Origin of the sequence: Campylobacter aviculae (assembly GCF_005406215.1) — a bacterium.
GTDB lineage: Bacteria > Campylobacterota > Campylobacteria > Campylobacterales > Campylobacteraceae > Campylobacter_D > Campylobacter_D aviculae.
The window spans coordinates 53,075-68,387 of the sequence record NZ_NXMA01000007.1 but is presented as its reverse complement, the minus strand read 5'-3'; the positions used below and the strand labels follow the sequence as shown (position 1 = coordinate 68,387).

13 protein-coding genes are annotated in these 15,313 nt (G+C 29.4%); 7 read left to right on the top strand and 6 right to left on the bottom strand.

The features are described from left to right. Positions 1-79 precede the first annotated feature (79 nt). Positions 80-1,876, bottom strand: a complete 1,797-nt coding sequence (glmS, locus tag CQA76_RS04955) for a glutamine--fructose-6-phosphate transaminase (isomerizing) (RefSeq protein ID WP_137622335.1) — start codon at positions 1,874-1,876, stop codon at positions 80-82. Between the two features lie 299 nt (positions 1,877-2,175). On the opposite strand from glmS, the gene mqnE reads away from it, so the two are divergent. From mqnE to CQA76_RS04925, 6 genes are read left to right on the top strand one after another with little or no spacing between them, the layout of a single operon-like run. After that, complete coding sequence (gene mqnE / locus CQA76_RS04950; protein ID WP_137622359.1) at positions 2,176-3,240, top strand: aminofutalosine synthase MqnE; 1,065 nt, start codon at positions 2,176-2,178, stop codon at positions 3,238-3,240. A 7-nt stretch (positions 3,241-3,247) separates the two neighbouring features. Continuing rightward, on the top strand, positions 3,248-4,567 hold the full coding sequence (locus CQA76_RS04945; RefSeq protein WP_137622334.1) for an NCS2 family permease: 1,320 nt from the start codon (positions 3,248-3,250) through the stop codon (positions 4,565-4,567). Positions 4,568-4,577: 10 nt separating this feature from the next. Next, on the top strand, positions 4,578-5,021 hold the full coding sequence (locus tag CQA76_RS04940; protein WP_137622333.1) for a phosphoribosyltransferase: 444 nt from the start codon (positions 4,578-4,580) through the stop codon (positions 5,019-5,021). A gap of 40 nt (positions 5,022-5,061) precedes the next feature. Next, on the top strand, positions 5,062-5,757 hold the full coding sequence (locus CQA76_RS04935; protein ID WP_137622332.1) for an MlaA family lipoprotein: 696 nt from the start codon (positions 5,062-5,064) through the stop codon (positions 5,755-5,757). Between the two features lie 8 nt (positions 5,758-5,765). Then, positions 5,766-6,332 (top strand): MlaC/ttg2D family ABC transporter substrate-binding protein, encoded by a 567-nt coding sequence (locus CQA76_RS04930; protein WP_137622331.1) that lies wholly within the window; start codon positions 5,766-5,768, stop codon positions 6,330-6,332. Next, a complete protein-coding gene (locus CQA76_RS04925) occupies positions 6,332-8,800 on the top strand; it encodes an efflux RND transporter permease subunit (protein WP_137622330.1) in 2,469 nt (822 codons plus the stop codon). Before CQA76_RS04930 ends, CQA76_RS04925 begins: the two co-directional genes overlap by 1 nt. A gap of 27 nt (positions 8,801-8,827) precedes the next feature. Here CQA76_RS04925 and rdgB read toward each other — a convergent pair whose 3' ends face one another. Beyond that, positions 8,828-9,439, bottom strand: coding sequence for an RdgB/HAM1 family non-canonical purine NTP pyrophosphatase (gene rdgB / locus CQA76_RS04920; RefSeq protein WP_137622329.1), 612 nt, complete (start codon positions 9,437-9,439; stop codon positions 8,828-8,830). Between the two features lie 167 nt (positions 9,440-9,606). On the opposite strand from rdgB, the gene CQA76_RS04915 reads away from it, so the two are divergent. Further along, positions 9,607-10,902: an MFS transporter gene (locus CQA76_RS04915; RefSeq protein WP_137622328.1), complete on the top strand. Its 1,296-nt coding sequence runs from the start codon at positions 9,607-9,609 to the stop codon at positions 10,900-10,902. Here CQA76_RS04915 and CQA76_RS04910 read toward each other — a convergent pair. Genes CQA76_RS04910 through selA form a run of 4 tightly spaced genes read right to left on the bottom strand, consistent with a single transcriptional unit; the run spans position 10,892 to position 15,289 of the window. Beyond that, the gene (locus tag CQA76_RS04910; protein WP_137622358.1) at positions 10,892-11,380 is read right to left on the bottom strand and encodes a hypothetical protein; all 489 of its coding nucleotides are present in this window, start codon (positions 11,378-11,380) and stop codon (positions 10,892-10,894) included. The two genes, CQA76_RS04915 and CQA76_RS04910, sit on opposite strands and share 11 nt — an antisense overlap. A gap of 32 nt (positions 11,381-11,412) precedes the next feature. Continuing rightward, positions 11,413-12,123: a bifunctional thiol oxidoreductase gene (locus CQA76_RS04905; RefSeq protein ID WP_137622327.1), complete on the bottom strand. Its 711-nt coding sequence runs from the start codon at positions 12,121-12,123 to the stop codon at positions 11,413-11,415. Between the two features lie 47 nt (positions 12,124-12,170). After that, the gene (selB, locus tag CQA76_RS04900; protein ID WP_137622326.1) at positions 12,171-13,973 is read right to left on the bottom strand and encodes a selenocysteine-specific translation elongation factor; all 1,803 of its coding nucleotides are present in this window, start codon (positions 13,971-13,973) and stop codon (positions 12,171-12,173) included. Further along, entirely contained in the window at positions 13,973-15,289 is a 1,317-nt protein-coding gene (gene selA, locus CQA76_RS04895; RefSeq protein WP_137622325.1) for an L-seryl-tRNA(Sec) selenium transferase, read from the bottom strand. Before selA ends, selB begins: the two co-directional genes overlap by 1 nt. Between the last annotated feature and the right edge of the window lie 24 nt (positions 15,290-15,313).

Here is a 15,313-nt window from a genome sequence, read left to right as displayed (position 1 = left end):
TTTATAATTTTCAATTTAATTAATATTTACAAATTTTTTATGTTATTTGTTTCAAAACTGCACAAAAAATATTTTAAGATTATTCCACAGTAACACTTTTTGCAAGATTTCTTGGCATATCCACATCATTGCCCAATCTAATAGAAATTTCCATAGCTAAAAGCTGGGTGATTACCATCATTTCAAAAAATTCGCACATGTAATGACTTTGTTCATTGGTTTTTATAAAATCATCACTCAAATCAAATTCTAAAGGCGAAATACTAAGAACGGTAGAATCTCTAGCTATCAATTCTTCAACATTAGATTTTGTTTTCTCATAAAGCATATTTTTAGGCATCAATGCAATGGTGTAAAGTTTAGAATCAGCTAATGCTATAGGACCATGCTTCATTTCACCTGCTGGATAACCTTCAGCATGTAAATAAGAAAGTTCTTTTAATTTTAAGGCCCCCTCTAAAGCCAAAGGATAAAATACGTCACGCCCTATAAAGAAAAAGCCATGTCCATCGAGATAACGTTTAGATAAACGATGAATTTTTTCATGTAATTTTGCATTGACTTTCACACAATTTGGCGTATGTAGCAATGCTTGAATTTCTGTGGCAATATCCATTTTTTTCTTTTGTGCAATAAAAATCGCTAACATCCAAAGAGTTAAAACTTGAGTTGCAAAAGCCTTTGTCGAGGCTACACCTTTTTCAATACCAGCACGGGTTAAAAGACTTAAATGTGCTAAACGTACTATGTTAGAATTATCTACATTACAAATTGCAAAAGTTTTTGCACCTTGCTCTTTTGCTATCTTTAAAGCCTCTAATGTGTCGGCTGTTTCTCCACTTTGAGAAATCACAATAAATAAAGAGTTAGGCTTGATCACTGCGTCTCGATAACGGAATTCGCTTGCAATTTCAACCTTAGCTTTAATTTTTGCTAAACGTTCAAACAAATAAACACTTGCCATCGCTGCGTGATAGCTTGTACCACAAGCGCATAAAGTAATTTCTTCGATATTGCTTAAATTTTCATTTTCAAGCTCGTCAAAAACGACTTCATCTCCATCAATACGTCCCATTAAAACTTCACTCATAACACGGCTTTGTTCATAAATTTCCTTTTCCATAAAAAAACGAAATCCATCTTTCTTAGCGAAAGCTTTATCTCCTGAAAGTTTGGTAAAGGAATTTTGTTTCAATTTATGATTTTCCAAAATCACAAGCTCTTCTTTGTTTGCATACCCTAAGCTCAAATCTTCAAGATAAATAACCTCATCGCAAAGTCCTATTAAAGGGGCATCTCCACTAGCAAAATAAATTTCTTGATCTTGATTTTTTCCTACAATCAAAGGGGCGGCATTTTTAGCAAAAAACACACGATTGAGATCCTTTTTTGTAATCAAAAGAATCGCAAAAGCTCCACGTAATTCATCAATAGTCTTTTTAAATGCATCAAATGCATCCATATCTTTAGCATAAAATTCAAAAAGTTGCACTATTACTTCGGTATCGGTTTGACTTAAAAAGCCAATGCCATTTTGTTCTAATTTATCTTTAATTTCTTTATAATTTTCTATGATTCCATTATGAATCACACAAGAATATTGCCCTAAATGTGGATGTGCATTAATTTCCGTTGGTTTTCCATGTGTCGCCCAACGCGTATGGCCTATAGCAAACCCATAGCCTTCGCTAGAAAAATCAATACATTTATTTGATAAATTCTCAAGCTTTCCTACAGCTTTAAAAAAACTAAGTTCTCCATCTTTCATCACCGCTAAACCTGCGCTATCATAACCGCGATATTCAAGCTCTTTAAGTCCATTCACTATGGTTTGTTTTTTTTCATTTTTTCCTATATAGCCTACTATTCCACACATTTTCACTCTCTTTAATTAAAATTTTCTTGATAACAGCTCTTTGTTTTCTACGACTAACCATAATAAAAACGAATCTATTGTAACTTATCTTTTTTAATGGTTTGTTTAATCACTAATATTTTAATCAATTTATCGAAATATTTCAAACCAAAATAACAGAATAAATAACTTTATAATCAAAAACTTTCATCTAAAAAAATAATTTGCTTTTAAGCGTAAATTAAGTCAAGTTTTTTCAGTAAGAATTTATTATGTTTATTTTAGAATTTTGAAAATCAACCAAAAAGTGATAAACAATGATAGAAAAATTAATTAAAAAATTAGAAAACGAAGAAAGAATCAATCAAGAAGAAGCAAATATGCTTTGGGATTTAGATCTTTTCACTCTAGGTAAATTAGCTCACAAAAAACGTGAAAAACTTCATGGTAAAAAAGTTTATTTTAATATCAATCGCCATATCAATCCAACCAATATCTGTGCAGATACTTGCAAATTTTGTGCCTTTTCAGCTCACCGCAAAAATCCAAATCCTTATATAATGACTCATGAAGAAATCATGAAAATAGTTGATGAAACCGTAACTCGCGGCACAAAAGAAGTCCATATAGTTTCTGCTCATAATAAGGATACAAGTTGGCAATGGTATTTAGAAATTTTTAAAATGATCAAAGAAAAATACCCCAATATCCACATAAAAGCTATGACAGCAGCTGAGATTGATTTCTTACACCGACGCTTTAAGATGAGTTATGAAGAAGTGATTGAAAAAATGCTAGAATATGGAGTGGATTCTATGCCTGGCGGAGGAGCTGAAATTTTTGATGAAGAAATTCGTAAAAAAATTTGCCACGGAAAAGTTAGCAGTGAAAATTGGTTAAAAATTCATAAGCTTTGGCATCAAAAAGACAAACAAAGTAATGCCACTATGCTTTTTGGACATATAGAAGAAAGAGAACACAGAATCGATCATATGTTTAGACTTAGAAATCTACAAGATGAAACAGGTGGGTTTAACGCTTTTATTCCTTTAGTATGGCAAAGAGATAATAGTTTTATACAAACTGATAAAATTATGGATAGTGAAGAAATTTTAAAAACTGTTGCCATTTCGCGTTTAGTACTTGATAATATTAAAAATATCAAAGCCTATTGGGCAACAATGACTTTAAATTTAGCTATGGTAGCACAAGAATTTGGCGCCAATGATTTAGATGGAACTATCGAAAAAGAAAGTATTCAAAGTGCTGGTGGAGCGAAATCGGCAAAAGGAACAAGTTTAAAAACTTTCATAGATATGATTAAAACTGCCAATTTAATCCCTGTAGAACGAGATAGTTTATATAATGAATTAAAAATTTATTAAACAGGAGATAAATTTGTTTAAGCTTAAAGAAAATAAAACTAACTTTCGCACAGAATTGATTGCCGGATTAACCACCTTTTTAGCTATGGTTTATATCATCCCTGTTAATTCAGCGATTGTAAGCAATACGGGTATGCCTATAGAAGCTTTGATCACGGCTACTGCTTTAGTTACCATTATAGCAAGTGGTTTTAATGCATTTTTTGCTAACACTCCTGTTGCTATGAGTGTTGGTATGGGCTTAAATGCTTATTTTACTTTTGCGGTTTGTGGAGGGCAAAAAATTCCTTGGCAAAGTGCTTTAGGTGCAGTTTTTATCTCAAGTATTATTTTTCTTATCCTATCTTTTACGCATTTTCGCCTTTGGATTATTAGAAATATACCAAAAGATTTGAGACTAGCAATTTGTGCAGGTATTGGTTGTTTTATCACCTTTTTAGGTCTAAGTCAAATGGGTATTATTGTGCACAATAAAGATACTCTAGTAGGAATAGGAAATTTTGGAAGCTCTCATGTACTTTTTGGAATTTTTACCCTTGCGCTTATCGTCTTTTTTTGGGCTATAAAACTTAAGGGGGCTTTTATTTTTGGAGTTTTAATCAGCTCAATCATTGCTTGGATTTTTCATATTGATCAAGCACAATTTCCAACTCAATTATTTTCTTTGCCTGCTTTTGATTCTACTAGCGGACTAGGAGTAATTTTTTTAAATTTAGATATTAAAAGTGCTCTAAATATAAGTATGATCCCTATTATACTCACCTTTTTCATCACTCAACTTTTTGATAGCATTGGCACAATTACAGGTGTAGGAGAAAGAGGAAAAATATTTGACGATGCTAAAAATGGTGAAAAAAAACTTGGTAAAACTTTAATGGCAGACGCTGCAGGATCTACTCTTGGATCCTTAGTTGGCACATCCACTGTAACAGCTTTTGTTGAAAGCACAACTGGAGTGGAAAGTGGTGGTAGAACCGGTCTTACGGCACTTGTTGTAGCACTATGTTTTGTTCTAACTCTTTTTTTACTTCCACTCTTTAAGGCTATACCCGCAAATGCAATTTATCCTGTACTTATAATGGTAGGAATTTTAATGTTTATGGAAGTTAAAAACATAGATTTTAAAGATGAAGCTATAGCAGTGGGTAGCTTTTTTACTATCATTATGATGCCTTTAACCTATTCTATAACCTCCGGTTTTGCTTTTGGTTTTCTTACTTATTTGCTCATTAGAATTTTTAAACGTCAATGGGATAAAATCAACCTAGGTATTGTTGTTTTAAGTTTGATTTCTTTAGGTAATTTTTTACTGATTGCACTACAATGAAAGGGAATTGATGTTTTTTTATTCTTATGATTATTTTGAAGAAGATGTTAAATTTTTAGCCACACAAATAAAAAAAGAATTTAACCCAGATGCACTTATTGCTATTGCTAGAGGCGGTATGACTTTAGGACACTTCTTGGCAGTTGCACTCGATACTCGCAAACTTTTTAGCCTCAATTCTATACATTATGACGATACTAAAAAACTTGATACTATTGAAATTTTTAACATTCCTGATCTTAAAAATTATAAAAAAATTTTGCTCGTTGATGATATAGTAGATAGTGGAGAAAGTTTATCAGAGATCAAAAAAAGATTACAAGATCAATTTCCTCATATAGAATTAAAAATTGCAACAATTTTCTATAAAAAAACGGCTCTTTTAGAACCTGATTTTAAAATTAGAGAAGCTAAAGAATGGGTAGAGTTTTTTTGGGATATACGAATTGATTAAAATTACCAACCGTAAAAATACCTGACTTAGGAGTTTAATCTTGAAAATAAAATTTATATCCCTTTTATTATTTTGCCTTGTTTGTTCTTTTGCTAAAGAACAAAATTTTGACGATTTTGAGCAAGAATATCAAAATTATCAAATCAACGATCCCCTTTCTACTTACAACAATATAATGACAGATTTCAATGTGGCTTTATACAACTATGGTTTTCGTCCTATTCTTAAAGGCTACAGTGCTATCACACCCGAATTTTTGCGTATTGGTGTAAGAAATTTTTTTGATAATTTATTTTCACCTTTGCGTTTTGTAGGAAATGTCTTACAATTTAAATTTGAAGAAGCAGGAGAGGAATTTAAAAGATTTATAGCAAATACGATCTTAGGTTTTGGAGGCTTAATGGATCCAGCTTCTAAAATGGGTTTTAAAAAACATCCAGCTGATCTTGGAACTGTTTTGGGACATTGGGGAGTAGGCGGAGGATTTCACTTAGTATTGCCTGTATTAGGACCTAGTAATTTAAGAGATACTCTAAGCTTACCTGCAATTTGGTATGCAAATCCTATAGGTTATATTGATCCTAGTTGGGCAAGTATAGTAATTAGTGCTTATGGTTTTGGCAATGAATTAAGTCTTAGACTTGATGAAATTGACGAAATTTATTATAATACTCCGAATTTATATCCCTTCTTAAGAGATGCTTACGAGCAAAGAAGACAAGAACTAAGCAAATAAGGAAAAAAATGAAAAAAATTGTTCTAGTATTATTATTTTTAGGAAATATTTGGGCCTTAAATTTAAATGATATTCCAAATACTATGCAAGATAACATCAATCAGAGTTTAAAACTTTTACAAACTCATAAAGATAAAACTCTAGTTGCAAATGAAATTTTTAAACTTTTTGATAATACTATTGATTATAAACTTATGGCTAAGCTTAGTCTTTCAAAAAACTATGATAAACTTAGCAAACAAGAGCAGGACCAATTTTCAAAAGCTTTTGAATTAAGTCTTAAAAAAAGTTTTACCGATAAACTCAATCTTTATAAAGATCAAATTTTAAAAGTAAAAAATGGAGAGCTTAAAAATGAAAAAAGATATTTTCTTACAACTTCTATTATAGACAATGGGGAAGAAAAAAACATTATTTTTAAATTTTACAATAAAAATAATGATTGGTTAATTTATGATGTGGATATTTTAGGTGTGAGTATAATTCAAACTTATCGCTCTCAATTTGGAGATATTTTATCTAATCAAGGATTTGAAGCTTTATTGCAAAAACTTAAAGGCATTATTATTAAGTAATGCTTGTAAAATTTTTAAAAATTATTATTTCTCATCCAAAAATTACTTTTTTTGGAACACTTTTTATTTGCCTATTTCTTAGTTTTTTTACGCTTAGAATGAGTGTTGATGCGAGTGCTGAAAGCTTGCTGCTTGAAGACGATGTCGATCTAAAAACCTTTAGAGAAATTTCAAAGCATTATAAAAATGATAATTTCTTAATCCTTGCCTTTGAACCTAAAAATGGAAATCTTTTTTCAAGAACAAATTTATCTAAAATTGAAAAAATTCATCATGATCTAGAAAATGCACCTTTGGTTGAACGTGTTTTTAGCATCATCAATGCACCTTTGTTACAAAGCTCTGAAAACACGGATCTTAAAGAACTTTTGAAAAATATACCCAATATACAAAGCAAAGACATTAATCAAACAAAAGCAAAAAATGAAATTTTAAACAGCCCTTTTTATAAAAATAATATTATTTCAAAAGATGGAAAAGTTGCTGGAATTGTCATTTATTTAAAACCGGATGATATTTATAATCAACTCATAGAAAAACGAGATCATGCTACAAATGAAAAAAATAAAAACCAAATTCGTCTAGCCATCAAACAACATCAAGATAAACAAAAAGTCATCAATAAACAAAGTTTAGATTTCATAAAAAATATTGTAAAAAAATATGAAGCCAATGGCGATAAACTTTATCTTGGTGGCGTTAGTATGATAGCAGATGATATGATAAGTTATATAAAATCTGATCTGTTAATTTATGGAATTTCTTTAATTTTTTTGCTAGGACTTGCATTGTATTATTTTTTTAGATCTTGGCGCTTTGTTTTTTTACCTCTTTTTATATGTTTTATCAGTTTAAGTGCGGCAAGCGGAGTATTTGCTCTTTTAAATTTTCAAATCACTGTTATTTCTTCTAATTACGTTGCCCTAGTTTTGATTATAACTTTAAGTGTGGTCATACACCTAATCACTCATTTTATAGAAATCTCTCAAACCCACCCTGATGCAAAAATTCAACGCCTTGTGCTTCAAACCTTACTAGCTAAAGCAAAGCCTAGTCTTTACGCTATAGTTACAACCATGATAGGCTTTTTTTCCCTTATACTCTCCAATATAGAGCCTATTATAAAATTAGGCATTATGATGAGTATAGGCATAGGTTTGGCTTTGATTTTTAGCTATTTATTTTTAGCAAGCATTCTAGTTTTACTCAAGCCAAAACAATACCATAAAAAAGAATTTAAATTTAATTTTTTAAAATTTTGTGCAAAAATAAGTCTTGACTCAAAAAAACGTTATATCATTTATGGAATTTCTTGTGTAGCAATTTTAACATCCTTATTTGGAATTTCCAAACTAAGGGTTGAAAATTCTTTTGTAAATTATTTCAGAGATGGCAGTGAGATCAAAAAAGGATTGCTTGTTATTGATAAAAATTTAGGCGGAACCCTACCTCTAGATGTAATCATACGCTTTAAAAATAATCAAATAAATACCGACTCAAATAACACCTTAGATAGCTTTGAAGACGAATTTGAAAATCTAGAAAAAAAAGATACCTACTGGTTTAATTCCCAAAAAACACGCCTTGCTAAAAAAGTTCATGAATTTTTAGAACATCAAAAATTTGTAGGATCTGTTCTTAGTTTAAATAGTCTTTTAATTTTGGGTAAAAATATCAACAATGGGGAGGACTTGGATGATTTTGCACTCGCTTTTTTAAATGAAAATTTGCCTCAAAATTTCAAACAAGATCTTATTTCTCCTTTTGTTAATATAAAAAACAATGAATTAAGATTTACAATGCGTATTGTTGATTCTGATCCGAATTTAAGACGTAATGAATTTTTGATAAAACTTAATGAAAATTTACACGAACTTTTAAAAAATGATAATGTGCAAATACAAATCACAGGCATTATGGTGCTTTACAATAATATGCTTCAAAGTCTTTTTTCTTCGCAATTTGATACGCTTGTATTTGTTATACTAGCTATTTTTATTCTTTTTATTTTTGTTTTCCGTGATTTGAAATTTTCTACTATAGCCATACTAGTCAATGTTATTCCTTTAAGTGTCGTTTTTGCACTAATGGGATTGTGTCAAATTCCACTTGATATGATGAGTATTACAATAGCTGCTATTGCTATTGGCATTGGAGTTGATGATGCTATTCATTATATCTATCGCTTTAAAGAAGAAATCAAAACCAAAACCATAGAAGAAGCCATTATAAATTCTCATCTTAGCATAGGATCGGCACTTTATTATACCACTATAAGTATAGTATTAGGATTTAGTGTTATGATGAGTAGTAATTTTATTCCTACGATTTATTTTGGAGTCTTAACCGTTTTTGTAATGATTTTACTTTTGAGCGGAAGTTTATTTCTACTCCCTAGTTTTTTAATCAGTCTCTATTCTAAGAACTCCAAGATTTCAAACCAATATATAAAGCATACAAACATATAGCTACAACAATATATTTAATAAATTTTTTCATCCCCTTTTTCCTTTTTTTATCATCTTTAAAACAATTAAAGCAAGTTCTAATGCTTTAAAACGATGTGAAATGGTATTTTTTTCATCTGAACTAAGCTGAGCTAAAGTTTTATTAAAACCTTTTGGAATAAAAAGACTGTCATAGCCGAAACCATTTTCTCCTTTTTCTTCGCTGATTGCTTTTCCATGCATGTATGCTTGTACTACATACTCACCATATAAACTCACTATTGCAATAGCCGCCTTATAATAAGCTTTGCTTTCATAAATATTTAATTGTTTCATCTTAGATACTAATTTTTCACGATTGCTTTTATCATCTCCTTTAGAACTAAAACGAGCAGAATAAATACCGGGTTTTCCATCTAAAACATCAACACAAATTCCACTATCATCACTTAAAACAATAAATTCGTTTTTTTGATCTTGATTTAAAGCATTAAAAACAGCTTTAGCCTTTATCAAAGCATTTTCTTTAAAGCTTTTGCCATTTTCTTCTATTTCAAAAGGCTTAAGAACTTCATCAAAAGCATATAAGTTATAATTTTTTAAGATTTCTTTAATTTCAAAAATCTTATGTTTATTACTCGTTGCTAAAAGAATTTTCATTATCAAATCCTACACTCTATGTAACTTAAATAAAAAATTTTAAATAATATAAACTTATAAAATTATCGATGAAGATATGCTAAAGATTAAAAATTAACAATGTGTTAATATAATTCATAGTAAAATTATCTTAGTTTATAGGAATTTTGATAATCAGGAAATTAATAATGTTAAACAATGTCTTACCTTTATCTTTTATTATTGGAACTAGATTTTTTGGACTGTTTATTGTTTTACCTGTTTTAAGCCTTTATGCATTAAAACTTGAGGGTGCTAATGAATTTTTAGTAGGATTTTTAGTAGGCATTTATGCTCTTACTCAAATGATTTTACAAATGCCTTTCGGAATTTTAAGTGATAAAATTGGACGTAAAAAAACTTTATTGATAGGACTTGTCATTTTTATCATTGGTTCTTTAATCTGTTCTTTTGCACACGATATCTACACAATGCTACTAGGTAGAATGCTTCAGGGAGCTGGTGCAATAGGAGCAGTTGCGACAGCTATGATCAGTGATTTTATTACCGAAGAAAATAGAGGAAAGGCTATGGCTGTTATGGGTTCTTTTATAGGACTTAGCTTCGCAGCTTCTATGGTTATATCTCCTTTAATGAGTGCAAAATGGGGTTTGTCTAGTCTTTTTAACCTGAGTGCGTTTTTATCTTTTTTATGTATTGTTTTACTCTACACTGTTATCCCACAAGAAAGCAAAATCACTCATGAAAATGAGAAAACTCCATTTTTGCATCTTATTAAACAAAAAAATTTAGCCTTGATGAACTTTACAAACTGTATGCAAAAAATGCTTATGAGTATAGCCTTTTTAAGTATTCCTATTATTTTAGTCAAACATTTAGGATTTGATGCTCATAAGCTTTGGATCGTTTATACTTCTTCTATGATAGCAGGTTTTATTGCTATGGGATTTGCTGGAAGTTTAGGAGAAAAAAGAGGTTTAGCAAAACAAATTTTGCTTTTAGGTGTAACATTTTTCATTCTTTCTTATATACTATTTGCCTTTTCAAATTCGATCAATCTTTTTATCATTGCAGTAGTTATTTTTTTTATTGGATTTAATTTACATGAACCTATTATGCAAAGCTGTGCTTCAAAATTGTGCAAAGTACACGAAAAAGGGGCTGCATTGGGACTTTTTAATGCTTTTGGTTATGGGGGAAGTTTTATAGGCGGTATAGTTGGTGGGGTATTTTTACATTTGGATAAACTAAATATTTTGGCAATTGTTTTAACTATACTTGCTATTTTTTGGCTCATTGCTTTATTTTTCTTAAAAAATCCATCTGAGTTTAAAAATATTTATTTACCTTTAGACACTCCTTTAAATTTTACAGATTTTAGCCAAAATATTGGAGTTGTAGATATTTATAAAAATTCAAAAAATTTAATCATTAAATTCGATAGTAAAATTACAAGTGAAGAGATTTTAAGAACTAAAATTTAAAATAAAAAAAACTCGTAATTTGATCGACGATTTTGTTTTCTAGTGATACTTGACATCGCTTTTTATTTCCAAGATAGGCTGTACGTGCAATTAAACTCGTTTTTTGTATGTTGTTTTTTTGAACGATTTGTATATTTAATTGCATAGCATAATAGTTTTCTATAAGCCATTCTCCATCACTCTCTAAAGGATCAAAATCATAAAAAAATCTTGCTGAAGTGCTTATCCTTTGTGCATAAGAATGTTTTTTCATATCTACAAGATTGAGATAAATTTTATACGTTGGATCTTGACTCATTTGTTTTAGTCCTAAATTTTCTAGTTTAGATATTAATTGCTGATCCAAATCGCTCTTAATTTTACTAGGATTTTGGAAAAAAATTTCAAAACTTTCATTTCGCTTTGCTTGAATAAAAATACCTTCATTATTTGTTTGTATAGTACTTTTAATAAAGGTTGGATTGGCACAAGCACTCATAAAGAGTGCTAAAAATACAAAAACAAAAATTTTCATTTTATAATAGTCGGAGTAGCACTAAGCCCTAAAGCACGATATTTTTCGTAAAGAGAGAATATTTGCTTTAATTCAGTATCACTCACTTTTGGATAATTTTTAATGTTTGGATTGTAATATTTCTTTAAAATCGCTATTTTTTCATCATCATTTTTAGCTTTTTTAGCTTCTTTATAAATGAGTGCTGATTTTTCAAAAGCAGATTTTCCATGCACTGGAGTTAAAATGTAATTGATTTGATAATCTTTAAGCTCATCTTTAATTTGAGTCAATTGCTCTCTGCAAAAAGGACACTCTGGATCAGAAAATACATACATTGCAGGCTTGCTTTTATCACCCATAGCAATCACCATTTTTTCTTTTTGTGCTACAGGTTTAGCATTTTTAGCAAAATTTTCTCTTGCTTCTTGAAATTTTTTCATTTCATATTCTTGTGCATAAGAAGTTCTTGTTTTTAAATCGATAATATCAGGTACTATAATATTGTCTTTTGTAAAAAGAATTTGATCTTGTTTTTGTCCATCTACCGTTACGGTAACAATCACGCTTTCAAATCCCGTATTTCCAACTTTTTGACGATCTTTTACACTCACAGTAGCATTTGGGAACTGCATTTTAATGCTTTTTGAATAAAAATCACTGATTTCACTATTGCTTGCAGCAAACAAAGACGCCGAACAAGCCAAAATTAAGCTTAATTTTCTCATTTATCTTCCTTAAAAATAAAATATAAATTTTATTGTATAATGATTTTCTAAATATTTGTTTTTAAAAATCTTTTTTCATCTTTTTTTTGTACCCTTTCATCTTTGTCTAGATACTCTAAATACGCTATAGCGTATTTTCTTGATAAATGAAAAATTTCTTTCATTTTTTGCACATCAAGCTCTGTTGTTTGTAAAATTTTCAAACATTCTTGCATCATTTGTTCTAAAGCTTTTTTTTCCACAAAAAGATTATGCGAAAGCCTGATTACCAACTTTTCTTGGGTGAGTTTTTTTAAAATTTCATCGCCACTTTTTCGATCAAGATCTAAATCTTCATAAAGATTATAAGGAGCTTGTGGTTTAATGCCTTGTTTTTTTAATATTTCATAGAGTTCATTGTTGTTTCTTTGTTTGAGTTTTTCAAAGTCAATCCCTTTTTTAAAATATATTCCATTTTTAAAATCAAGAAAATTTTGCATATTTTTAAGTCCAAATTCACAAAATTCCACACTCGCCCAAGAAATTCTTAAAGATAATGAAGTCGGAGAAAACATAGCATAAGGATTTTTATCTAGTATAAAAATAATCATTTTTTTAAATTCATCCAAAGCTAAAAGATTATAAACATTGAGATTTTTTTCATCCACAAAAACCCCATTTAATTTCTTTGCCAAATCCAAAGCTTCTTTATGAAGTAATTTAAATCTTTGATAGCTAGAAAGCAAACCAAAACCCGTTTTATGGATATCTTTTAAAAAACTAAAAACCGCTTTAAAATCTCTATTTTTAAGTAAAAATAATAATTTATTTTTTAATTCTTTCTTTAAAGGCTCACTTACGGGATTTAAAATTCTACCACCCCCGACAATACGATTATTTTGAAGTAAGATAAATTTTTCATCAAAACATAAAAAAAGCTGGGTCTTAAAAACAAGATGGGCAAAAAATTCATCATTGTCTAATTCTTTTAAAATTGTAAGCTTACATTCTACACTTTTACTTCCTACACAAAAAAGCATTTTTTCATTTTTTAATCCTCTTTTAGCTTTGATTAAAACATCGCATTCTAAAAATCCTTTAAAAACACCTTTCTTACTTAAAACAAAACCTTTTTTCAAATCTTTATGATCACAATTTAAACTCAATGCCACACGGTTAAAGGCTCTGATTTCTTTGCAGTCTTGATCATGATTTTGTATATTTTTGATCAAAAGTTCTTTTTGATTATCCAAGCAAATAATTTTTTCATTAACACTGATTTTTCCTTCATTTAAGCTACCTGTCACAACGGTTCCTATGCCTTTGAGTGAAAAAATTCTATCTATGTAATAGCGAAAAATCAAATCATCTTTTGCATTTTTATCTTTTAAATTTAAAAGATAATCTTTTAAAACATCGATACTAGCTTGATCTTTTATAGATGTGTAAAAAACATTTAAGGGGGTAAAATTTAACTTTTTTAAAATTTCTTGCCCACGTTCCTTATAATTTTCGCATAAATCGCATTTGCTAAATACGATAATAATATCTTTAATTTCTAAGATTTCAAGTACTTCTAAATGCTCTATGCTTTGCTCTTTTAAACCTTCATTAATATCAATAACAAACAAACAAGCACTAAAACCAAATGCTCCACTAATCATAGTTTTAACCAAATCTTTATGACCTGGAACATCGATAAAAGAAAAGTGTTTATCTTTTAATTTTAAATCCGAAAAACTTAGATTGATTGTAATTTGTCTTTCTTTTTCTTCTTTTAAATTATCGCCATCAAAGCCATTTAAGGCTTTAATTAAAGAAGTTTTTCCATGATCAATATGCCCTGCAGTTCCAATAAGTAAAGAATTCATCAATCTTCCATAGAATTAATCAATTGAATCAAAGTATCCAAATCACTTTCCCTAATCGTTCTAAAATCTAAAACAAAACTATCATTTTCAACGCGACCTATGATATTTTTTTCTCTGAATTTTTCCTGTAATATTAAGGCCTTGCCCTTAAAAGATAAAACGCGACTTTCTAAAGTTCTATCAGGCATAGAACCACCTCCAACTAAACTCTTGCTATTTTTAATTTCACTTTCAAATTTAATCCTCTGTTGTACCCACAAAGCTTTTTGCTCTATATGTTTAATATCATCGTTTAAAAGTCTTAAAGTGGTGATTTTATTATAATCTTTTTCAAGATAAGTCTTAAGCGTTTCATTAAGCAGTGCTAAAGTGATTTTATCCACTCTTAGCATTCTTAAAAGCTGATTTTTTTTAATCTTCTCAATCAAATCTTTTTTTCCCAGTATAATTCCAGCTTGGACAGAACCAAAAAGTTTATCACCGCTAAAACTTAAAATATCACAATTTTTAAGCACTTTTTTAATCATAGGTTCATTTTTTGCCAATTCTTTATTTAAATTTTCACACCATCCAGATCCTAAATCATAATACGTTAAAATTCCTTTTTCTTTAGCTAATTTATCAAGATCCACAATACTTACATCGCTTTGAAAACCTATAAGGGCAAAATTTGATTTGTGTGTTTTTAAGAGTAGCTTTGTATTTTCATCGATAGCTTCTTCATAGTCTTTTAAATGTGTTTTATTGCTTGTTCCAACTTCTTTAAGCTTAACTCCAGCAGCCTTAATCACTTCAGGCACGCGAAAACTTCCACCTATTTCGACTAATTCACCTCTAGAGCTAATAATTTCTTGATTTAAACAAAGAGAATTTAAAATCAAAAAAACCGCTGCAGCATTATTATTAACCACTAAAGCATCTTCACACTCAAAAAGCATTTTAAGTTTCTCAAGCACTAAAGCGTAGCGACTTCCTCTTTTGCCATTTTCTAAATCAAATTCAAGATTTACATAATTACAAATTTGATCCTTACATTGATTAAAAATACTTTCATCAATCACGCTTCTACCCAAATTTGTATGGATAATCACACCTGTAGCATTGATCACACTTTGTAAATCTTTACGCAGATATTTTTGAATTTCTGATTTTATTTTTTCTAAAAGAATATTTTTTTCACAGCTATTCTCACCCAAAGCCTTAAGATTAGCTACGATATTTTTACAAAAATAAGCCCTTAAATAAAAAGGATATTCCTTTAAAGTTTCATCCTCGATTAAAGCTCCAATTTGTGGGAATTTTTTTATTTTGTCCATCTTAAACCTTAAGAAAATATTTGG